18 protein-coding genes are annotated in these 21,061 nt (G+C 46.2%); 8 read left to right on the plus strand and 10 right to left on the minus strand.

Annotation, left to right across the window (positions count from 1 at the left end):
* Positions 1-4: 4 nt before the first annotated feature.
* The 6 genes from GWO68_RS14480 to GWO68_RS14505 all read right to left on the minus strand — a co-directional run bounded on the left by GWO68_RS14480 (position 5) and on the right by GWO68_RS14505 (position 6,454).
* Complete coding sequence (locus GWO68_RS14480; RefSeq protein ID WP_162347179.1) at positions 5-748, minus strand: DUF4292 domain-containing protein; 744 nt, start codon at positions 746-748, stop codon at positions 5-7.
* Positions 741-2,501, minus strand: a complete 1,761-nt coding sequence (locus GWO68_RS14485; RefSeq protein WP_235942081.1) for a tetratricopeptide repeat protein — start codon at positions 2,499-2,501, stop codon at positions 741-743. The genes GWO68_RS14480 and GWO68_RS14485 overlap by 8 nt, the downstream gene beginning before the upstream one ends.
* 7 nt (positions 2,502-2,508) lie before the next feature.
* Positions 2,509-3,516, minus strand: a complete 1,008-nt coding sequence (locus GWO68_RS14490) for a sugar nucleotidyltransferase (protein ID WP_162347180.1) — start codon at positions 3,514-3,516, stop codon at positions 2,509-2,511.
* 157 nt (positions 3,517-3,673) lie between these two features.
* Positions 3,674-4,123 carry a dUTP diphosphatase gene (gene dut, locus GWO68_RS14495; protein WP_162347181.1) on the minus strand — a complete coding sequence of 150 codons (450 nt, stop codon included), beginning with the start codon at positions 4,121-4,123 and terminating at the stop codon, positions 3,674-3,676.
* Between the two features lie 18 nt (positions 4,124-4,141).
* On the minus strand, positions 4,142-5,641 hold the full coding sequence (locus GWO68_RS14500) for an oligosaccharide flippase family protein (RefSeq protein ID WP_162347182.1): 1,500 nt from the start codon (positions 5,639-5,641) through the stop codon (positions 4,142-4,144).
* Positions 5,642-5,671: 30 nt separating this feature from the next.
* Positions 5,672-6,454, minus strand: coding sequence for an enoyl-CoA hydratase/isomerase family protein (locus GWO68_RS14505; RefSeq protein WP_162347201.1), 783 nt, complete (start codon positions 6,452-6,454; stop codon positions 5,672-5,674).
* A gap of 188 nt (positions 6,455-6,642) precedes the next feature.
* Between GWO68_RS14505 and mscL the strand changes: the two genes are divergently transcribed.
* Complete coding sequence (mscL, locus tag GWO68_RS14510) at positions 6,643-7,062, plus strand: large-conductance mechanosensitive channel protein MscL (protein ID WP_162347183.1); 420 nt, start codon at positions 6,643-6,645, stop codon at positions 7,060-7,062.
* A gap of 174 nt (positions 7,063-7,236) precedes the next feature.
* On the plus strand, positions 7,237-7,575 hold the full coding sequence (locus GWO68_RS14515) for a hypothetical protein (protein ID WP_162347184.1): 339 nt from the start codon (positions 7,237-7,239) through the stop codon (positions 7,573-7,575).
* Positions 7,576-7,653: 78 nt separating this feature from the next.
* On the opposite strand, the gene infB is transcribed toward GWO68_RS14515, so the two are convergent.
* From infB to GWO68_RS14530, 3 genes are all read right to left on the minus strand, one after another.
* The gene (infB, locus tag GWO68_RS14520) at positions 7,654-10,731 is read right to left on the minus strand and encodes a translation initiation factor IF-2 (protein WP_162347185.1); all 3,078 of its coding nucleotides are present in this window, start codon (positions 10,729-10,731) and stop codon (positions 7,654-7,656) included.
* A gap of 123 nt (positions 10,732-10,854) precedes the next feature.
* A complete protein-coding gene (nusA, locus tag GWO68_RS14525) occupies positions 10,855-12,108 on the minus strand; it encodes a transcription termination factor NusA (RefSeq protein WP_162347186.1) in 1,254 nt (417 codons plus the stop codon).
* A 7-nt stretch (positions 12,109-12,115) separates the two neighbouring features.
* Positions 12,116-12,589, minus strand: coding sequence for a ribosome maturation factor RimP (locus GWO68_RS14530; protein WP_235942082.1), 474 nt, complete (start codon positions 12,587-12,589; stop codon positions 12,116-12,118).
* A 313-nt stretch (positions 12,590-12,902) separates the two neighbouring features.
* Here GWO68_RS14530 and GWO68_RS14535 point away from each other — a divergent pair, with 313 nt between their 5' ends.
* The 3 genes from GWO68_RS14535 (at position 12,903) to GWO68_RS14545 (ending at position 16,624) form a co-directional block, all read left to right on the plus strand.
* Positions 12,903-14,021 (plus strand): endonuclease/exonuclease/phosphatase family protein, encoded by a 1,119-nt coding sequence (locus GWO68_RS14535; RefSeq protein WP_162347187.1) that lies wholly within the window; start codon positions 12,903-12,905, stop codon positions 14,019-14,021.
* Positions 14,022-14,124: 103 nt separating this feature from the next.
* Positions 14,125-15,615 (plus strand): cysteine--tRNA ligase, encoded by a 1,491-nt coding sequence (gene cysS, locus GWO68_RS14540; protein ID WP_162347188.1) that lies wholly within the window; start codon positions 14,125-14,127, stop codon positions 15,613-15,615.
* The gene (locus GWO68_RS14545; RefSeq protein WP_162347189.1) at positions 15,605-16,624 is read left to right on the plus strand and encodes a M28 family peptidase; all 1,020 of its coding nucleotides are present in this window, start codon (positions 15,605-15,607) and stop codon (positions 16,622-16,624) included. The genes cysS and GWO68_RS14545 overlap by 11 nt, the downstream gene beginning before the upstream one ends.
* 50 nt (positions 16,625-16,674) lie before the next feature.
* Here the strand turns inward: GWO68_RS14545 and GWO68_RS14550 are convergent, their stop codons facing one another.
* Positions 16,675-17,361, minus strand: a complete 687-nt coding sequence (locus GWO68_RS14550; protein ID WP_235942083.1) for a hypothetical protein — start codon at positions 17,359-17,361, stop codon at positions 16,675-16,677.
* A 298-nt stretch (positions 17,362-17,659) separates the two neighbouring features.
* Between GWO68_RS14550 and GWO68_RS14555 the strand changes: the two genes are divergently transcribed.
* From GWO68_RS14555 to GWO68_RS14565, 3 genes are all read left to right on the plus strand, one after another.
* Positions 17,660-18,718 (plus strand): class I fructose-bisphosphate aldolase, encoded by a 1,059-nt coding sequence (locus GWO68_RS14555; protein ID WP_162347190.1) that lies wholly within the window; start codon positions 17,660-17,662, stop codon positions 18,716-18,718.
* 160 nt (positions 18,719-18,878) lie between these two features.
* Positions 18,879-19,775 (plus strand): acetyl-CoA carboxylase, carboxyltransferase subunit beta, encoded by an 897-nt coding sequence (accD, locus tag GWO68_RS14560; RefSeq protein ID WP_162347204.1) that lies wholly within the window; start codon positions 18,879-18,881, stop codon positions 19,773-19,775.
* Positions 19,776-20,030: 255 nt separating this feature from the next.
* A complete protein-coding gene (locus GWO68_RS14565) occupies positions 20,031-20,777 on the plus strand; it encodes an OmpA family protein (RefSeq protein WP_235942084.1) in 747 nt (248 codons plus the stop codon).
* Positions 20,778-21,061 lie beyond the last annotated feature (284 nt).

Consider the following 21,061-nt stretch of genomic DNA (forward strand, 5'->3'; position numbering starts at 1 on the left):
TAATCTATAGCCTTTTGTAATCGGTAGGAACAGAGAAGGGGAAGTCCAGGATCTCGTTGGTTGTGGTTACTTTGCTGTGGTTTAGCGTAAAGGTGGCAGGCTGACCGGACTTAAGCGCTTCGGCAATAAGTTCGTGCGCAAATGCTACCTGGCCCACTTCCTGAAAGTTGTTATACTTTACGGTAATGGTGTTATTGGTCTGCTGGTCTTTTACGTTCAGTTGCTGTAGTTTCTGGGTTTCGCGGCCAACAAAATAATCGAATAGCAGGTTGGCGCGCAGTTGCTGTATGTGTTGCAGTTTGTCGGCTTCGGTTACTTTTTCCTGGCCTTGTGCCTGGTAGTTGCCCAAAAGTATGGCTTGCAGCACATCATAGTTCATGTTCACGTTAAACTTATTGCTCAGGAAACTATAGTCGGTGGCCAGGTACTCTTTATGAATGCGGTTCACCATAAAAACAGAATCCTGGGTTACTTTAAGGCGGGCGGCTTCAATGCCTAAGCCCGGCTGTACCGATAGCCAGATCACACTGTCTTTTTTAATGCGAAGCGAATAACCTGAGCTTACAGACTCGCCGCTTTCGTCCAGTTTCAGCTGGCCTTTGGCGGTAAGGTAATTAAATTCAATGTTTTGTACAGATACGCGGCCAACGGTTTCGGTAACGGTTTCAGCGGCAGTGGGCACTACTTCTTTCTTGCAACCTGCCAGCAGGGTTATACTTAGCAGGCCATACAGAAGGATCTTATTCATAAAGTTTTTTGTCTTTTATCTTTTTATCGATGAACGCGGATGCTTCGCCTTTAAGTTTGGCGCGTTGCCACTGGGCAATGGCTTCTTCTTTTTTGCCCAGCTTGTATAGTACATCGCCGTAATGCTCTACTATAGTTGCGTCATCTGATAAAGCTATGGCTTGCTCCAGGTATTTAAGAGCATCTTTATAGTTGCCGGATTTGTACAATACCCAGGCATAAGTATCCAGGTAGGTCGGGTTATTCGGGAATTTTTCTACCAGACGCGAGGCCATTTCTTTTGCTTTGGCTAGGTTCTCATTTCTGACAGACAAAAAGTAACTATAGTTATTCAGCACATGCTCGTTGTTAGCATCCTGAGCCAGCACAGCATCATACGACTCGTTTGATTTTTTATAGTCTTTCAAGGAGTTATACCCATCGCCCAACTGCATGTTAAATTGCGCAACCAGTTCCGGCTCCGCTACCGACAGGCGTTTACCATGCTCAAGGGCTTTTACAGCCTTGTCAAAGTTCTTCTCTATCAGGTGGCCGGTACCGTTATAAAACCAGAAAATTGCCTGGTTCGGGAAAAGCTCCAGTGCCTGGTCAGAGTGTTTTACAAGTGCCGCCGATTCGTTCAGTTCTGCATCAAGCAACACAATTTGCTGCCATATCTTAAAGTGCGAATCATCCAGTTTTACAGCTTTCAGGTAATTGTTGCGGGCATCGGATTTTTTGCCAACTATAGTTTGCAGGTCGCCGGCTACGGCATACGCTTTTGCTTCTTCCGGGTGGCTTTGTATGGTCAGGTCTACCAGTTCCAGCGATACATCTTCAATATCACGGTTTGGCAGCTGACGGATCAGGTCAACTAAAATGCGGACTTTAGTGTCGATATCCAGTTCAGGGCTGGCAAAGGCAAGTTTAATTTCTTTTTCAGACTGTTCGCGTTCTCCTTTCTGGCGGTGCAGATCCGATAGCATCAGGTGCGCAAAAGGATTGTTAGGCTCCATACGCAGTGCCTTCTGCAGGGTAACTATAGCTTTCTCGGTTTGCTGGTTGGCATTGTATAGTTCGGCCTGGGCCAGGAAATAGCGCACATCGCTTGGGTTACCAGCTAGTAGCTTTTCACCTTCTTCAATAGCTTTGGGCACATTTTTCTGACGAAGGTAAATTTGCTGTCTGTTTACGCTAAGCTGTTCCATCGGCCCGAATTTCTTTTCGATCCGGTCATAGGTCTTCAGGGCATCGCTATACTTTGCCTGCGACAGGTATAAATCGGCTAACTGGAAAAGGTATTGATCAGAGTCCGGAACATTGTGCATCAGGTCGTTGTAGGCCTGGGCAGCTTCGGTAAACTGTTTCTGCTCGGTGTATAGTTGGGCAAGCAGTACGTAATAATAGGCGTTTTTGGGCTCCTTAGCGATAGCGGCCTGCGCGAAAGGCGTGGCTGCTTTAGGGTTTTTGAGCACCATGTAGGTTTCAGCAAGCTTATAGTTTATGGCCGCATTGTTGGGCGTTAAGGTATATGCTTTCTGAAAAAGCTGGAGGGCTTTGTTATAGTCCTCCAGCATATAAAATTTCACACCATCCAGAAATAACATCTCGCTTATCTGCTGCTCCTGCTCCGAAGGGGCCACCGGGGCCGGGACTTCTGCGGCAGTTGCCTTCTGTGCTTTGCCTCTTTTTTTACCCGACTGGGCATTGGCAGCACCGGTCGCTACCAGAGCGAAGCAGCACGTAGCCAGAACGATGTTTCTGAACTGTATCATGATAATTCTATTCTAAAAGCGTATTGAAGTCGCCAAGGCTCAGGTCCGACGGGCTTCTTTCGTAGGAAACAAAATTGCCTAGCATAGAGTTTGTTATGTTCCCGTTTTTGATAGAAGTATTTTCCTGTACGATGGAGTTGCTCACGATAGAGTTAGTTAAACTGCTGTTGTTGCCGATAGATGCATGCGGTCCCACTACAGAATTTTCTATCACCACGTTTTCTCCGATATATACCGGCTGAATAACCACCGAGTTTACCAGTTTAGCCGACGAAGCTACCAGGCCTTGCTCATCCTTTATATACTCTAAATAGCGCTGATTAGTATAAACGGTTGCGTTTTTATTTCCGCAATCCAGCCATTCTGATATAACGGCAGGTATAAACCGCGTACCTTTGTTCTTCATGTTCTCCAGCGCGTTGGTTAACTGGTACTCGCCTTTGTCCATAATGTTGTTGTCCAGCAGGTACTGCAGTTCGCTGCGCAGGTAAGCACCATCTCTGAAGTAATAGATACCGATAATGGCCATGTCTGAAACAAACTCCTGTGGTTTCTCTACAAAATCCGTGATCTCGCCACTTTCGTTTAGCTTCACAACCCCGAACGCACGCGGGTCTTCTACACGCTGCACCCAGATCGTACCATCCGAGTTAGTATCCAGTTTAAAGTCCGCTTTAAACAGTGTATCCGCAAAGGCAACTACCACTTTACCATCCAGCGACTCTTTGGCGCACATAATGGCGTGGGCAGTGCCCAGAGCTTCTTCCTGGTAAACTATAGTTCCTTTAGCGCCAATTTTGGTGGCTATCTCACGCAGGTCGTTCTCTACTTCTTCGCCAAAATGCCCGATAATGAAAGCAACTTCTTCGATTGGCTCGTGGCAAACTTTGGCAATATCCTCCACAAGACGCTGAACGATTGGTTTGCCTGCAATTGGTATAAGTGGTTTAGGTACAGTTAATGTGTGCGGGCGCATACGCTTGCCCATGCCTGCCATTGGTATAATTATCCTCATAGCTGATATTTTGATTTAGTATAAGTTATAGTTAATGCCACAGTTTTATGCCGTAGCTTTTGATTCGTTTATGGTGTATCGTGTTTTGTTTTACGAGTTGGGAGTTATAGTTGCTTACTTCTCCCGAAACACTAAAAATGAAACACAAAACACGTTTCTACTTGGTGCCTGTACTGCCATAGCCGCCTGCGCCGCGTTCTGTATCTGTCAGCGATTCTGCTTCCTGCCATGCTACGCGTTCGTATTTTGCTACTACCATCTGGGCTACGCGTTCGCCATCTTCTACCACAAAATCCTGGTCCGAGAGGTTTACGAGCAATACTTTTATTTCGCCACGGTAGTCGGCATCTATAGTTCCCGGTGTGTTAACGATAGAAATACCATGTTTGTATGCCAGACCGCTGCGAGGTCGGATTTGTGCTTCGTGTCCTTCAGGTAATTCTATAAATAAGCCCGTAGGTATAAGGGCGCGCTGAAGCGGCTTTAACGTAACAGGTGCGTCCAGGTTGGCGCGCAGGTCCATGCCAGCCGAGTGTTCGGTCTGGTAATGCGGCAATGCGTGCTTCGATTGATTAATGACGTTAACCGATAAGTTCTTGTTGTTCATCTTCTTAAAATAAAAGATTTATAGTTTAAGCAGGCGGCGACGCTCGAATAACCAGACGATAGCTGCAAAAGCAACGCATACAGCCAGGCTAAAAGCGTGTCGTACCCACCAGTTCTCGATATCAATAACTATAGTTACCCAAACTAGTCCGATAGCCAGTAATATGTAGCCGGCCATCGTTTTTACCGGATAAGGAATAGGGTAGTGTTTGTTTCCGAGCAAGTAACTGGCCAGCGCCATCGTAAAATAGCAAACCAGTGTAGCAATTGCAGAGCCCATGTAACCTAACACAGGTATCAGCAGCAGGTTGCCAACTATAGTTACAGCCGCGCCACCAAAGCTGATGTAGGTGCCATACTTTGTTTTATCTGTCAGTTTAAACCACACTGCCAGGTTATAGTACACGCCCAGAAAAAGGTTAGCCAATAACAATACCGGAACTACCATCAGGCCTTCGCGGTACTCTGGGCGGCGCAGGAAAATGTAGCCAAAATCGTCGCGGAAAACGGATATGAACAGGAATATAAACGCACAGGCAATTACAAACCACTTCATGATGAGGGCAAAGGTCTGTGGGGAATTTTTGTTTTCAGCCTGCGAGAAGAAGAACGGCTCGGCTGCATACCGAAAGGCTTGTATCACCAGTGTCATAAAAATAGAAAGCTTATAGCACGCACTGTAAATACCAACTATAGCTTTGTTGCTGTGCTCCGGGTAAAGGCCTTCGGGTAACCAGTCCTCCAGCAAAATACGGTCTATCATTTCGTTCACCATACCTGCCATACCCATCAGCATTAACGGGTAAGCATACACCAGCATCGGCCGCAATATTTCTGAACTGAGTTCAAACCTGAAGATGCGCAGCTCTTTCCAGAGCATTGGTAGCAGCAGCGCGTTGGCAACAAGGTTTATGATAAAGATGTAGCCAATCCCAAAATAGGGATCATAAACTATAGTTACAAAAGGGCGCAAACCCTGCAGAAAGGTACCGTTATAAATTTCGCGGCAAAACCATAGAAAGAACAGGTTGGCAACTATAGTTATGATAATGTTTGCCATTTTGATAGAGGCAAACTTAACAGCCTTGTTTTGGAGCCGGAGCCAGGCGAAGGGTATGGCAACTATAGCATCTATAGCCAGTATAGCTGCCAGCCAGATAATATAGTTCTGTTCCTGTGCCGTATAATTTTTATAGTCGGCAATGGTGCCGGAGAGCAGCATGATAATACCTGTAAGTACCACACTGCTGCTCAGGATAATGCTCAGAACCTGGTTGTATAGTTTGTGCTGGTCGGCGCCGGGCTTGTTGGCAAACCGGAAAAAAGCGGTCTCCATACCATAGGTATACAGTACGTTAAAAAAGCCAACAAACGCATACAGGTACGACATTACACCAAATTCCGGAGGCAGAAAAGCGTCGGTGTAAATAGGCACAAGCAGATAATTAAGCATACGCCCAACTATACTACTTAACCCATAGGCAGCAGTCTGCCCGACCAGTTTTTTGGCTATACTCATTATGCTATCTTAGGTCGGGAAGAAGTAGAACTATAGGCCTTTAAAAGCTGGTTTGCGTTTTTCAAGAAATGCGTTGGTTCCTTCTACAAAGTCTTCGGAAGCGCAGCAGCGGGCAAAAGAGTTGGCCTCGGTCTGGTAGCCGTTCTCCTCTTTATCGAACACGGCATTTACGCACTCTATTACCAGCCCGATAGCCAGTGGCGCTTTGCCCATTATTTTCTGAAGTATAGCCTCGCAGGTAGTGAAAAGTTCTTCTGGTGCTACTACGTGGTTTACCAGGCCAAGTGCTTTAGCTTCATCAGCCGAGATCATATCGCCGGTCATCATCAGCTCCATGGCTTTGCCTCTGCCAATTAAAAGTGGTAGGCGCTGTGTGCCACCATAACCCGGTATCAAACCTAAGTTAACCTCAGGCTGTCCAAATTTAGCGTTGGTAGATGCTACGCGCATGTGGCAAGCCATTGCCAGTTCGCAGCCGCCGCCCAGGGCAAAACCGTTCACGGCGGCAATTACAGGCTTGTTGCACTGCTCAATCATTCCAAAAATTTCCTGGCCACGCTCTGCAAAATTCCTGGCGTTCACTTCACTCAGTTCTGCAATTTCGGCTATGTCGGCACCGGCTACAAAGGCTTTCGCACCTGCGCCTGTTATAATCACGCCTTTTATAGTAGCGTCATCATACACTTGCTGCATGGCTGCTTTAATTTCGCGCACAGTATCAATGTTCAGCGCATTCATTTTATCAGCCCTGTTTATAGTTATGGTCAGGATGCCGTCCTGAATGTTTAGCAGCAGGTTTTCGTAAGTGCCCATAGGTAATTCCAGCTCTTTTTGGATGTTGTTGTTTAAACCACAAATATAGTGATTTGATTTAATTGTAGATGTATCCGGATTTTGGCAACTATAGCCTACCCCTTTAGCCATAAGCTGCAATATAGCGCAAAAAGGCTCTTTTATGATTTTGTGGTATATTTGGGCTATAGTTAAAGCAAGTAAAACGAATGGGATTTTTAGTTGAGTTTAAGAAGTTTGCTGTTAAAGGCAACGTTATCGACCTGGCCGTAGGTGTTGTAATTGGTGCTGCTTTTGGTGGTATCACTAAATCGTTGGTTGATGATGTTATTATGCCGCCACTTGGGTTGCTCATCAGCCACGTAGATTTCAGCGCACTTAAAATAGTGTTAAAAGATGCCGTGATAGAGAACGGAAAAGAGCTAGCGCCGGCAGTTTCTATTAACTATGGATTGTTTCTGCAGTCAGTGGTCAATTTCTTCATCATCGCGTTTGCTATCTTTTTACTGGTACGTACTATAAACCGCCTCCGCGAGAAAGAAGCTGCCGCACCGGCCCCACCCGCGAACAAAGAAGAAGTGCTGCTTACCGAGATCCGGGACATTCTTAAAAACCAGAACAGCCGCTAAGTAACTATAGCTATAGTGGTGTAACTTGGTAAAGTATAGTTTTTAAGCATTTAAAGTTTGTATTTATACCTGTTACACAGAACTTTTATAGTTTTTTATAGTGTTACCCTCAAAATAATGTATAACTTATTGGTCTTGCTCCGTTATACGTGCAACACTATCCTTATTCCTGGTATGAAAAAACTACTGCTATCCTTTTTTTGCTTCGGTGTGATGCTGGCTTTTAATGCTGCCTATGCGCAAAATGCTCCAAACTCTATGGGGTCTGGCAAGGATGAATTCTGGGGAACTTCTAAAACAAACAAAGGTGCAGCTACCGACGAAGTTGGTGCCCGCGCCGCCGGCCTGGATACGCGCTATAACGAATATGAAACGAGGACCGGAAGAAAATCTGCGTTTGATAAAAACCGCATCAAGAACAGCAAGAAGATGAAGGAAATAGAAAGAAAAGAAAAGTTAATGCATAAAAAGCACCGCAAAGATAAGCGTATGCTTGCCCGTAACAGGCGTTAATTTTTTCAACTATAGTTTATAAAAGCGAAAGCCCCCGGATGTTTCCGGGGGCTTTCGCTTTTATAGTTAAAGCTGTACTTATAGTGTACGCTTCACTTCTTTTTCAGTGTATGCTTCAATGATATCACCTTCCTGTATGTCGTTATAGTTTTTTAGGCTGATACCGCACTCAAAACCTTGTCTCACTTCAGACACATCGTCTTTAAAGCGTTTCAGAGCCAGAATTTCGCCATCCAGTACCACGATACCATCACGCACTAAACGTACCTTGTTGTTACGCTGTATTGTGCCGTCAGTAACCATACAACCTGCAATAGTACCCACCTTCGTAATCTTGAACACATCGCGCACTTCTGCGTTACCAGTGATCTCTTCTTTCAGGGTAGGAGCAAGCATACCTTCCATGGCATCCTTCACCTCGTTTATCGCATCGTAAATGATCGAGTACAGACGCACATCAATCTGCTCCTGCTCTGCCAGTTTACGCGCGTTCTGTGACGGACGAACCTGGAAACCGATAATGATCGCATCAGAAGCTGATGCCAGCAACACATCAGACTCGGAGATGGCACCCACCCCTTTGTTAATGATGCTTACCTGTACTTCCGGAGTCGACAGTTTCAGTAAAGAGTCAGAAAGTGCTTCTACCGAACCATCCACGTCACCTTTCACGATCACGTTCAGTTCCTTAAATGTACCGATTGCCAGACGACGACCGATCTCATCAAGCGTAATATGCTTACGGGTACGTAGGTTCTGCTCACGCTGTACCTGCGAACGGTTAGATGCAATTTCACGTGCCTCACGCTCAGACTCCATTACCAGGAACTTATCACCGGCCTGCGGAGCGCCATCCAGACCCAGTAACTGTACTGGCGTAGATGGACCTGCTTCTTTCATTTTGCGGCCACGGTGGTCGGTCATTGCTTTAACTCTACCGTAATGTGAACCAGCCAGTACCACATCTCCAATTTTCAGGGTACCTGTCTGTACCATCATGGTAGCTACGTAGCCACGTCCTTTATCCAGAGACGCTTCAATTACGCTACCAACTGCATTTCTGTCTGGGTTAGCTTTCAGTTCCAGTAATTCGGCTTCCAGCAATACTTTTTCCAGCAGGTCGTTAACACCCTGTCCTGTTTTAGCTGAAACCTCCTGGCACTGGTACTTACCACCCCATTCTTCAACCAGAATGTTTAACTGAGCAAGTTCTTCACGAACTTTATCAGGGTTAGCGGCAGGTTTATCTATTTTGTTAAGGGCAATAATAATTGGTACACCGGCTGCCTGTGCGTGGTTGATCGCTTCTTTTGTCTGAGGCATCACCGAGTCGTCGGCGGCTACCACGATAATAACAACGTCTGTGATCTTGGCACCACGGGCACGCATCGCTGTAAAGGCTTCGTGACCAGGTGTATCCAGGAAAGTAACGGTACGGCCACTTTCTGTTTTTACTTTATAAGCACCAATGTGCTGTGTAATACCACCCGCTTCACCGGCAGTTACGTTCGCGTCACGGATGTAGTCAAGCAGGGAAGTTTTACCGTGGTCAACGTGACCCATGATCGTTACGATCGGAGCACGTTCTTCCAGGTCCTCTTCTGCATCTTCTTCAATATGCTCCAGGGCCTGCTCGTCTTCGCTTGTAATAAATTCTATACTATAGCCAAACTCATCTGCAATGATTGTGATCGCTTCCGCATCCAGACGCTGGTTAATCGAAACGAACATACCAAGCTGCATACATACCTTAATAACATCGTTCACGCTCACGTTCATCAGCGAGGCAAGGTCGTTAGCCGATACGAATTCGGTTACGCGCAGTGTCTTCGACTCTGCGGCTTCCATCATTCTGCGTTCTTCCGTAGCATCAGCTATAGCTGAACGTTTCTCGCGACGGTATTTTGCTCTGTTGCCGCTGGCTCCTTTGCCACCGCTCAGTTTTGCAAGTGTCGCTTTAATCTGCTCCTGGATTTCCTTATCGGTTACCTCGGCTTTCTCAGGACGTGGAGTAAATGTTCCGCGCTGCTGGTTTCTGCCGCCACCGCCTTGCGGACGTGGGCCGCCCTGGTGCGGTGCGCTTCCGCCATGCGGTCGGTTGCCACCTGCCGGCGTAATAGGACGCTGTCCTTGTCCCTGTCCACCTTGCTGCTGGTTTGGCTGCTGGCCACCACCTTCAGTAGGAACTATAATGCGCTTGCGCTTTTTCTTTTTGCCGCCCTTCCTATCATCTGAGGAAGCTACAGGTTTCGTGCCTTTTCTGCGTGAGCTGTCTGGTAATTCGATCTTGCCCAGTACAGTAAGGCCTTTTAACTGATCGGCTTTTGCTGTAATTGTTTCTATTGGTCCTTGTTCTTGTTCCGAAGGTTTTCCGGTTGCAGCTGGCGTAGGCTCAGGTGCTTTGGTTTCTGCTGCCGGCTTCACAGGGGCAGCAGGGGCTGGTGTTGCAGGTGCCGCAGGTTTTTCAGCAACTGGAGCTGCCGGTTGCGCTGGCGCAGGCGTTGCTGGTTTATCAGCTGCGGGAGCTGGCGTTTCAACTGGTTTTACAGGGGCAGCAGGTTTTTCTTCTGGTGCCGGAGCCGCTGGCTTCTCAGCTACTGGCGCTGTGGCCGGAGCTGGCTTTTCAGTAGCCGGAGTTGCTGGTTTTTCAGCTAAAGGAGCCGGAGCAGGCGCTTCAGGTGCCGGTGCTGGCTTAGGAGCCTGCTTTGGTATTGGGTTGCCTTTTGCATCCAACTCTATCTTACCCAGTACCTTTATACCTGGTAGTTTAGATTCCGGAGCTGCTTCTGCTGGTTTTGCAGGTGCTTCAGGTACTTTTGGTTCAGGGGTTTCGCCTTTTGGCTGGTGTACCGTTTTAATAAAGATTTCCTGCTCAGGTTCTGCAGTTTTCTTTACTTCATGGTGGTGTGCCTCTGACTCAACTACCTGGTTGCCTTGTGGCTTTTTGCCAATATTAAGTTCATGCGCCTCTATCTTATCTTGCATAGAGGACGCAAATTCTTTAGCCAGCATACTGAACTGCTCTGCTGTGATCTTGGTAGTGGGTTTATTTTCCACGTCAAAACCTTTAGCAGAGAGGTAGTCCACAATGGTAGATGTACCAATGTTCAAAGTAGTTGCAACCTGTTTAAGCCTCCTTGTTTGTTCGTCTGCCATTTTGTTCTAATATGCTGTCTTTAATCTTAATGTTATTTACTAGTAGTTGCCTTTAAGCAGGTAATGCGCAGTGCCCCTTCGGTAATTTCTTTCAAAATTAAGCGAATGGGGCACAACGTACAACTATTGGTTATCTTCTTCTTCCAACTCTTCGCGCAGGATAGCCAGCACGTCGTCGATGGTTTCTTCTTCCAGTTCGGTGCGGCGCAGCAGGTCTTCCTTGCTTACTGCCAGCACACTCTTGGCTGTATCCAGACCAATGCGGCGTAATTCTGCAATTACCCAGTCTTCGATCTCATCGGTAAATTCTTCCAGGCTGATGTCTTCCTCGTATACTTCAGACTCTCTGAATACGTCGATTTCCATATCAACCAGACGGCTTGCCAGTTTAATGTTCTGGCCACCTTTACCGATTGCTAACGATACCTGGTCTGGTTTCAGGAACACAGATACACGCTTGTTCTCGTTATCTATTTTCATGCTGGTGATCTTAGCCGGGCTAAGCGCACGCTGAATATATAGTTCCAGGTTATCGGTATAGTTAATTACATCGATGTTCTCGTTCTCCAGCTCACGTACAATGCTGTGTATACGCGAACCCTTCATACCAACGCAGGCACCAACCGGGTCAATACGGTCGTCAAAAGATTCTACGGCTACTTTGGCACGCTCGCCCGGCTCACGAACGATCTTTTTGATAGCGATAAGGCCATCATAAATTTCCGGTACTTCGTTCTCAAATAAACGCTCCAGGAATGCAGGAGAAGTACGTGAAAGGATGATCTTTGGATTACCATTTACGATCTCAACGCGCTGAACAACAGCACGCACCACATCACCTTTGCGGTAACGGTCTTTCGGTATCTGCTCGCCTTTTGGTATCAGCAGCTCGTTTTCGTCCTGATCCAATAACAACACTTCGCGGTTCCATACCTGGTATACTTCTCCAGAGATGATCTCACCTACCAGGTCTTTATACTTCTGGAACAGCAACTCCTTTTCCATGTCTTTGATGCGCTGGATAAGTGTCTGGCGGGCTGTAAGTACAGCGCGACGGCCAAAGTCTTCCAGTTGTATCTCTTCCGATACTTCTTCACCCACTTCAAAGTCAGGCTCTATCTTCTGTGCATCCGATAAAGCGATCTTGTCATGGTCCCAGATATCCTCCGAGTTGTCGTCCACGATTTCGCGGTTGCGCCAGATCTCCAGGTCACCTTTTTCCACGTTCAGGATGATGTCAAAGTTCTCGTCGGTGCCCCACTTTTTACGGATCATGGTGCGGAACACGTCTTCTAGGATACGCATCATGGTCGGGCGGTCTATGTTCTTGAATTTCGCAAACTCAGCGAACGACTCGATCAGGACTGAACTGTTCATTATCTTTTTATTTAAATGATATTACAACATTTGCTTTTACAATCTCCCCGAAAGGTATTTGCACAGGCTCATACGTTGCCTTTTTGCCTTTTTGTTTTATTTCTTCTGTCAGGTTTATGCCTGTTTCTGTTACTTCTTCCAGCTTGCCGGTTTTCTCGGTACCATCCTGCAGTTTCAGCTTCAGGTTACGACCAATATTGCGCGTAAACTGCTTTGGCTGCGTCAGCGGATAATCAACGCCCGGAGAGCTTACTTCTATCGTATAACTCAGCTCCTCGCCGTACTTCTCCTCAATCTTCTTGCTGATGCGGCGACTTATAGTTGCGCACTGGTCTATAGTTATACCCTGCTCGCCATCGGCCAGCACCGTTACCTTTGGGCGAACCGGTGAGTCGGATACTGTTACATCCACCAGAAACAGATCGCTGTCCGGAAGACTTGCCTCCGCCATCTCTCGTATGGTATTCGCGGTTAGTGCCATCGTTTACAAGTATAAGAAATAAAGAAGGGGACTTCGTGTCCCCTCATCTCCTTGGAAATAATGTCACAAATTTACAACAAAAACATTATATATACAATACGGTCCGTAAACGGGCTATATTAATTTATAGTTTCTGCTGACATGAGGGCGCTACTAGCCGGAGAGGGAAGTGCCGGGAGGGTGTTGAAAAGGTAACAGCGCATAGGTCGTTATAGTTCGGGTTAGGTATATGTGTTTGCAAACTATAGATTTTGTACGCGCATTTCTGTAGGCAGCCTATTATACATAAAGGGTTTATTTGTATGTTTGTTTCATGCCAGGTACATTCAGAGAAATACGGCGCAAAGTTTGGCTCATCCTTAACATACTTGTGGTGTTTTGGGTGTTGCTGGGTGTGCTGTGCCTGCGCGTTCCGCCGCACGAATTCTGGCCCGCCGGCTTTGTGGCGCTCTCGTTGCCGGGTGCGCTTTTAATTAATGTGCTGTTCCTTTTTTACTGGCTGATAAAACGTTCGTGGTATGTAGTGTTGCCGTTACTGGTAATTATACTTGGCTGGGGATACTATAACCGGTTGGTGGCCTTTAACTTTAGTGACGGGAAAGCGCCGGAAGGAGACAAAACTTTGCAGGTACTAAGCTACAATGTACATGTGTTTAATGCTTACGCCGACACGGATGGCAGTGCCCGCGACGCATCCAGCGAAATGATAAACTGGGTAGCCGAACACCCGGCCGATGTATACTGCCTGCAGGAGTTTTACAGCAACCGGGGCTCCAGTACCTATAATACTATCAGCCGTATCGGAAACCGGTACGACAAATTCCGGTATTTCTCGGTGTCTTATGTAGACCGTAACAAAGCTGATATCGGGATTATTATTTTCTCTAAATATCCTGTAGTTGATAAAGGCGTGATCCGGTTTGGCGAGTCGAACCATAACCGCGCTATCTGGGCTGATATTAATGTGAAAGGAGATACAATTCGCATCTATACTGCTCACCTGCAGTCAATGAGTATAAAATCGCAGGATATTGAGAATACATACTCGGCTATTGGAGATGAAGTGAGTTTTAAGAAAGAGGGTCGTAACCTCGCGCGCCGCTTGAAAAAAGGATTTATAGCCCGTGGCCACCAGGTAGAAAAATTGCTGGAACATATTAACGAATCGCCTCATCCGGTTATCGTTTGCGGCGACCTGAACGACATACCATCGAGTTATACCTATAACCAGCTTGCCCGCAAATTACAGAACGCATTTGTAGAAGCGGGTACCGGTGTGGGAGCCACGTATAACGGACCTTTACCTTTCCTGCGCATCGATAACCAGTTTTATAGTGAGGGTTTACGAGCTTACGATTTTACAACACATTACGAAATGGGCCTTTCCGATCACTTCCCGATATCGGCTAAATATGTGCTCGAAAAAGAGTGAGGTTAGGAGTTGGAAGGCAATCTTTTTAATTTTGAAATATAAACCGGCCATAGCAGGCTGATAAACTATAAAGTGCGGCGGCGCTGCTGCCTATACTTATACCATGCAACAGAAACTGAATCTATACAATACGCTTACGCGCAAGAAGGAAGTATTTGAACCCCTACATGCCCCTTTTGTAGGTATGTACCTGTGCGGACCAACCGTTTATGGCGAGCCACACCTGGGCCATGCTCGTAGCGCGGTTACCTTCGATGTGCTGTACCGTTACCTGAAATACCTGAAGTATAAAGTGCGTTTTGTGCGCAACATTACCGACGTTGGGCATTTGCAGAACGATGCTGACGAAGGTGAAGATAAGATCGAAAAGATTGCCAAGGCACAGAAACTGGAGCCCATGGAAGTGGTGCAGCACTATACCAACGTGTATCATCGCGACCTCGAAAAACTGAATACCCTTTCTCCCGATATCGAACCACGTGCTTCCGGCCATATCATCGAACAGATAGAGATGATAAAGGAGATACTGGAGAATGGCTTTGCTTATGAAGTGAATGGCTCGGTATACTTTGATGTGCCTGCTTATAACAAAGACCATAACTATGGCAAGCTGTCGGGCCGCATTATAGAAGACCTGCTGAGTAATACCCGTGATACCGAAGGACAAGGGGAAAAACGCTCGCCACTGGACTTTGCACTCTGGAAAAAAGCTTCCCCGTCGCATATCATGCGCTGGCCTTCGCCGTGGAGCGATGGGTTCCCGGGGTGGCATTTGGAGTGCTCGGCTATGAGTAGAAAATACCTGGGCGATAACTTCGATATACACGGCGGCGGACTGGACCTGATGTTCCCGCATCACGAATGCGAAATAGCGCAGAGCCAGGCAAGCCACAGCCACTCAGATGCTGCCAAATACTGGGTTCATAACAACATGATCACGGTAAATGGTCAGAAGATGGGTAAATCGTTAGGTAATTTTATAAACCTGAGCGAGCTGTTCAGCGGCAACCACCAGATGCTGGAGCAGGCCTATAGCCCAATGACGATCCGCTTCTTTATTTTGCAGGCACACTATAGAAGTACCCTGGACTTTAGTAACGAAGCATTGCAGGCAGCACGTAAAGGTTATACCAAACTGATGAACGGACTACGCGTGCTGGATAAAATACAGTACCCGGAAGAAGGCGCGACTCCGGACGAAAAGCTGAACGAAGAGCTGCTGAAACTGACCGAAGATTGCTTCCGTGGCCTGAATGACGACATGAACACAGCCCGAACGATAGCGTCGCTGTTCAATCTGCTTAAAAAGATTAATAGTTTATACTTAGGCCAGCTGCAGATCGGAAATCTCACACGTGGAACATTTGACACGATGAGAGAAACTTACCGCACGCTGGTGCTGGATATACTTGGCCTGAAAGAAGAACCGCTCGGCGACCAGGAAGAAATGCTGGGACTTATACTTGATTTCTATAAAGAAGCCAAAGAAGCGAAAGCGTATGATAAAGTAGATGTTATTCGTGCGGAGCTGAAAAAGCAGGGCATTGTGATAAAAGATTTAAAAACCGGTACAGACTGGGCTTATGAAGAATAAATTGAACCTGATAGCTATACTTTGCTGCGGTGCACTGGCACTTTATAGTTGCGACTCTGCGGAGAAAAGCGCGCAGCAGGAAACAACTGTAACTGAAACAGAAACTGAACCGGCAGGTGTGCAGGCACCTGCTTTTAATGCCGATTCGGCTTACAAGTTTGTAGCAAAGCAAGTGGCTTTTGGGCCACGTGTACCAAACTCACAAGCGCATACCGCTACCGGCGACTGGATCATCAGTAAGTTAAAAGAATATGGCGCCGATGTAAAAGTGCAGGAACTTCAGATGCGTGCCTTTGATGGTAAAATGCTGAACCTGCGCAACATCATCGCCTCTTATAACCCTGAGGCCAGTGCCCGTGTAATGCTTGCTGCCCACTGGGATACCCGCCCATTTGCTGATAAAGACAGCAGCAACCCTGACAAGCCTATTGATGGAGCTAACGACGGGGCTAGTGGTGTAGCAGTACTTTTAGAAATTGCCAGAACTATAAATGCGGCACAGCAAAAACCGGGCGTTGGGGTTGATCTAGTCTTTTTTGATGGAGAAGATTATGGGCGACCGGAAGACAGTAAGTTTCCTTATATGGAGAATGACTGGTGCCTGGGGTCGCAATACTGGAGCAAAAACAAGCATATCCCGAACTATACGGCCAAGTATGGTATTTTGCTGGATATGGTAGGTGCTGAAAACGCCCGGTTTGCCCGCGAAGGTACTTCGATGCAGTATGCTAAAAACGTAGTAGATAAAGTATGGAAAGCCGGAAACAAACTGGGCTACTCTGATTACTTTAAATATGTGAATGCACCCGCCATTACAGACGACCACTCTTATGTGAACGAATGGGCGAACATCCCGATGATCGACATTATAGAGTATAACATGACAGCCATTGACGGCGATTATTTCGGAGACTATCACCACCGCCACTCCGATAGCATGTCCATCATCAGCCCGAAAACATTAAAAGCAGTAGGGCAGACAGTGCTGCATGTGGTGTATAACGAGTAAGTATAACACAACTATAAACTATAAAGGGACGCTAAGAACGTCCCTTTTTTTTATTGCTCTACTATAGTTGTTGCTTTAGGTATCAGGTTATCCTGGGCTAGTTTGTTTATAGTTACCTCAGCAAGTTTTTCCGATGCTTTATGTAAACTTGCCGGACTATAGGACCGCGACTGCGCAGACCAGAGCAGGTCATCGTTCTCTACCCCATACAGGTTCGTTTCCAGGTAGTAGATCTTGTCTTCGGTGTAATAGCCGGGCTCATAAAGTATAGGGTACCAGTAAGTATAATACCCCCTGAAATTGCTATACCAGGAGTAGCGTGTAATTGGGCGATAACCCACGTTGCCTGGTACATACCGGGATTGCGTCTTTTCATCCACTAACGCAACTGTAAGTACGGCATCATAGTCTCCGCCACGCATTTTTTCCAAAAGCAGGTTTACGTCTGGTCCTTTTTTACTGCCCGCCGTTGGATGAAAAATGTCGATGCTCTTGGTTGCTTTTGTACCATGCTGTTGCAGTTGGTTCTGCATATCCTTTTCCACTTCCTGGCGGGCAAGTATATTGTCTGTAAGACCTGCAACTACAATATGTTGGTAAGTATGGGTTGCTTCCGGGTTTTTCCAGGAGCCGGTTAATTGCGTGGACGAAACACAGGCAGGCAGTACTATTGCCAGCACACTTATATATAGCCCTCCGGTAAATTTAAGATACTTAAAGTTGGTCATAGCTTTCATGGTTGATAGGTAGATAGTTATAATAATTATAACGATTTTATGCTTTTTTAGATTGTGGAGGAATGCTTACAATATGTATAGCCTAAAGCTTATACTTGACCGGTTTTAAGGTAACTTTTTAGCCGGGTGCAAGTATGAGGTTGGGTGCTGGTAAACTATAGCTCTATAATTACAGCGGATTACACTCAATAAAAGATGGCTAAACAAGTTACAGTCATATTCTTATAATAATATATTACCTTACTATATTTGTATCACCAAATCGAAGTGTCTCTTACCACAAATTATTAAAAGACAAATGAATTACGATAACATCGTTTCTTTACTTGGTTCTGAAGGAGAAAATCTGCTTCAGTATGAAAGCAAAACTATTTCTAAAGAGCAACTACACGCGCCGGGCCCGGACTTCGTGGACAGAATTTTTGCGCAGAGCAACCGTAGCCCACAGGTGCTGCGCAGCTTACAGCAGCTATTCGATCATGGCCGTTTAGGTGGCACGGGTTACCTGTCTATCCTGCCAGTTGACCAGGGCATAGAGCACACTGCCGGTGCATCGTTTGCACCAAACCCTATCTATTTCGACCCCGAGAACATCATTAAACTGGCTATTGAAGGTGGCTGTAATGCAGTAGCAACCACGTTTGGTAACCTGGCCATGATGTCCAGAAAATATGCGCACCGCATTCCGTTCATCGTAAAAATTAACCACAACGAGCTGCTGACTTACCCTAACAAGTTTGACCAGATCATGTTCGGTTCTGTGGATGAAGCCTGGAACTTAGGTGCTGCCGCCGTTGGTGCAACGATCTATTTCGGTTCTGAGGAATCTTCGCGCCAGATCATTGAAGTAGCGGAGGCTTTCGAAAGAGCACACCAGTTAGGTATGGCAACTATACTTTGGTGCTATGCACGTAACAACGCCTTCAAAAAAGACGGTGTAGATTACCACGTAGCTGCCGACATTACTGCACAGGCTAACCACCTGGGCGTAACTATACAGGCCGACATCATCAAGCAAAAACTTCCTGAAAACAACGGTGGCTTTACAGCTATCAACTTCGCGAAGTCTCATAAGGCGATGTACGATAAACTGACCACCGACAACCCGATTGATTTAGCGCGCTACCAGGTGGCAAACTGCTACATGGGCCGTGCCGGTCTTATCAACTCTGGTGGCGAGTCTAAAGGCGAGTCGGATCTGGTAGATGCAGTGCGTACAGCTGTAATTAACAAGCGTGCGGGCGGTATGGGGCTGATCTCTGGCCGTAAAGCTTTCCAGAAAGACATGAAAGTTGGTGTGGAGCTACTGAACGCCATACAGGATGTGTACCTGAGCAACGAGATTACATTAGCATAATATTGTAGCAGAACTGCTGATAATTACATAATTTTGTGACCTGCCTTTTTAAAAGCTCTTCGGAGAGGTAAAAGGCAGGTCATTTTTTTGATATACCCTGCCGGTTGGCTGCAAGTATAATTATCACATTTTATGTGCCCAGTGCACGCTTTAAACTATGATGCCTTGGTTTAAAAGAGTAGAAAAAGGAATTCATACTCCTACTGAAGAGAAGAAAGAGACACCGGACGGGTTATGGTATAAGTGCCCGAGCTGCAAAGCTGTAACCAGCATGGCAGAGCACCGCAAAAATTTAAGCACCTGTGTTAAGTGCAACCACCACGACCGCGTAGGCTCTAAAGAGTACTTTGCTATACTTTTTGATAACAACGAGTTTACCGAACTGGATGCCAACCTTACCTCAGGCGACCCGCTGGATTTTGTAGACTCCAAGCCATACCCGAACCGTATAGTTGCTACCCAGAAATCTACAGGCCTGAAAGATGCGGTACGCAGTGCTTACGGCAAAATGAACGGCCAGGAGATCACGATCTCATGTATGGACTTCAATTTTATTGGTGGGTCTATGGGTTCGGTGGTAGGAGAGAAGATAGCCCGCGCCATTGACCATGCCCGCAAAACTCGTACGCCGTTTATGATGATCTCAAAATCGGGTGGTGCGCGTATGATGGAAGCCGGTTTCTCGCTGATGCAAATGGCGAAAACGTCTGCTAAACTGGCATTGCTTTCTGAAGAAGGCTTACCTTATATCTCGATGCTGACAGACCCGACCACAGGTGGTGTAACGGCATCTTACGCCATGCTGGGTGATTTTAACATTGCGGAGCCGGGTGCATTGATCGGTTTTGCCGGCCCGCGTGTAATTAAAGAAACAATTGGTAAAGATCTGCCAAAGGGTTTCCAGAGTGCAGAGTTTGTACTGGAGCACGGTTTCCTTGATTTTATAGTTGACCGCAAAGAGCTGAAACAAAAGCTTACCGACCTGCTAACTATGGTGTATGTGAAAGAAGCTGATGCTACTGCCACTAAAAGCAGCAAAGCAACCAAAGCGTCGTAAAAAGTATAAAGTATAAATAAAAAAAGCCTGCCCGAAAAAAGCAGGCTTTTTTTATTAGCTAATAATCACATTGTTAGGTTAATATATTCTGATAAGCTGATATTTATTTAATTTCGCTTGTATAGTTTTAAGGATTACGGTCGTTAGTGCAAAGTTGGCACTCGTATTGCAATCAGTAGGGAAACGAGTACAATTAATTATAATCATAAACAGTACAGTTATCGTAAAACCAAAATTTTACCAATTCTAAAAAACATGAAAGCTTTAAAATTATCACTTACATCGTTCCTGGCTGCAGCTATGTTGTTTACATCGTGCCAAAGCACGCGCCCTACAGCTGACAACTCAGGTTCTACAGCTGAAACTACCACTCAGACGGGTACAACCGAGAAGAAAGGAATGAATAAAACAACCAAAGGCGGTATTATTGGTGCCGGTTCTGGTGCTGTTATTGGTGGTATAATCGGTAATAAAATGGGTAACACAGCTGCCGGCGCTATTATTGGTGCTGCAGTAGGTGGTGCTACTGGTGCCGTTATCGGTCGCCGTATGGACAAGCAGGCTGAAGAGCTTGAGAAGAGCATGGAAAATGCGAACGTAGAGCGTGTAGGTGAAGCTATCCGTATCAACTTTGATTCTGGTATCCTGTTCGCGACCAACTCTGCTGAACTGAGCGCATCTGCTAAAAAAGATATCGCTAAACTTGCTCAGACACTTAAAGAGTACGAAGGTACAAACGTTATTATTGAAGGCCACACTGATAACACTGGTAGCTATGACCTGAACAAGCGTTTATCTGAGCGCCGTGCGGAGTCTGTGTTAAACTATGCAAAAAGCCTTGGTGTAGATGGCACACGTTTGCAGGCAAAAGGCTATAGCTACGATCAGCCAATTGCTGACAACAGCACAGTGGCAGGCCGTCAGCAGAACCGCCGTGTAGAAATTATCATCATCGCAAACGAGGAGATGAAGAAAGCTGCTGAAAGCGGAGAGATAAAATAAGTATCAACTATAGTTGTATAGTTCAAGGCGCCTGTCAGCTTCGGTTGGCAGGCGCTTTTTAGTTTACTGGGCTTTACCCACTAAAACCATAGGTATACTTTATTTAAAAACCTGTGAAATATTTTACCCGTTTAAGTATACTATATAAACTATATAACATGGTAATAATCAGAATGGTATACAGCTCGTGTTAAGATTGCTGCCGGAAGCTCCACTTAAAAGCACACCTAAAACCAGAACATTTTTAAAAATAAGCAGTATGAAGCTTTGAATCTGACGATTCG

Source organism: Pontibacter fetidus (assembly GCF_010119545.1).
Taxonomy (GTDB): Bacteria; Bacteroidota; Bacteroidia; order Cytophagales; family Hymenobacteraceae; genus Pontibacter; species Pontibacter fetidus.

Excerpts from the sequence above, each read along its gene's own strand:
- GWO68_RS14480 (WP_162347179.1), bottom strand. The coding sequence starts at position 748 with ATGAATAAGATCCTTCTGTATGGCCTGCTAAGTATAACCCTGCTGGCA.
- GWO68_RS14485 (WP_235942081.1), bottom strand. The coding sequence starts at position 2,501 with ATGATACAGTTCAGAAACATCGTTCTGGCTACGTGCTGCTTCGCTCTG.
- GWO68_RS14490 (WP_162347180.1), bottom strand. The coding sequence starts at position 3,516 with ATGAGGATAATTATACCAATGGCAGGCATGGGCAAGCGTATGCGCCCG.
- dut (WP_162347181.1), bottom strand. The coding sequence starts at position 4,123 with ATGAACAACAAGAACTTATCGGTTAACGTCATTAATCAATCGAAGCAC.
- GWO68_RS14500 (WP_162347182.1), bottom strand. The coding sequence starts at position 5,641 with ATGAGTATAGCCAAAAAACTGGTCGGGCAGACTGCTGCCTATGGGTTA.
- GWO68_RS14505 (WP_162347201.1), bottom strand. The coding sequence starts at position 6,454 with ATGGGCACTTACGAAAACCTGCTGCTAAACATTCAGGACGGCATCCTG.
- mscL (WP_162347183.1), top strand. The coding sequence starts at position 6,643 with ATGGGATTTTTAGTTGAGTTTAAGAAGTTTGCTGTTAAAGGCAACGTT.
- GWO68_RS14515 (WP_162347184.1), top strand. The coding sequence starts at position 7,237 with ATGAAAAAACTACTGCTATCCTTTTTTTGCTTCGGTGTGATGCTGGCT.
- infB (WP_162347185.1), bottom strand. The coding sequence starts at position 10,731 with ATGGCAGACGAACAAACAAGGAGGCTTAAACAGGTTGCAACTACTTTG.
- nusA (WP_162347186.1), bottom strand. The coding sequence starts at position 12,108 with ATGAACAGTTCAGTCCTGATCGAGTCGTTCGCTGAGTTTGCGAAATTC.
- GWO68_RS14530 (WP_235942082.1), bottom strand. The coding sequence starts at position 12,589 with ATGGCACTAACCGCGAATACCATACGAGAGATGGCGGAGGCAAGTCTT.
- GWO68_RS14535 (WP_162347187.1), top strand. The coding sequence starts at position 12,903 with ATGCCAGGTACATTCAGAGAAATACGGCGCAAAGTTTGGCTCATCCTT.
- cysS (WP_162347188.1), top strand. The coding sequence starts at position 14,125 with ATGCAACAGAAACTGAATCTATACAATACGCTTACGCGCAAGAAGGAA.
- GWO68_RS14545 (WP_162347189.1), top strand. The coding sequence starts at position 15,605 with ATGAAGAATAAATTGAACCTGATAGCTATACTTTGCTGCGGTGCACTG.
- GWO68_RS14550 (WP_235942083.1), bottom strand. The coding sequence starts at position 17,361 with ATGAAAGCTATGACCAACTTTAAGTATCTTAAATTTACCGGAGGGCTA.
- GWO68_RS14555 (WP_162347190.1), top strand. The coding sequence starts at position 17,660 with ATGAATTACGATAACATCGTTTCTTTACTTGGTTCTGAAGGAGAAAAT.
- accD (WP_162347204.1), top strand. The coding sequence starts at position 18,879 with ATGCCTTGGTTTAAAAGAGTAGAAAAAGGAATTCATACTCCTACTGAA.
- GWO68_RS14565 (WP_235942084.1), top strand. The coding sequence starts at position 20,031 with ATGAAAGCTTTAAAATTATCACTTACATCGTTCCTGGCTGCAGCTATG.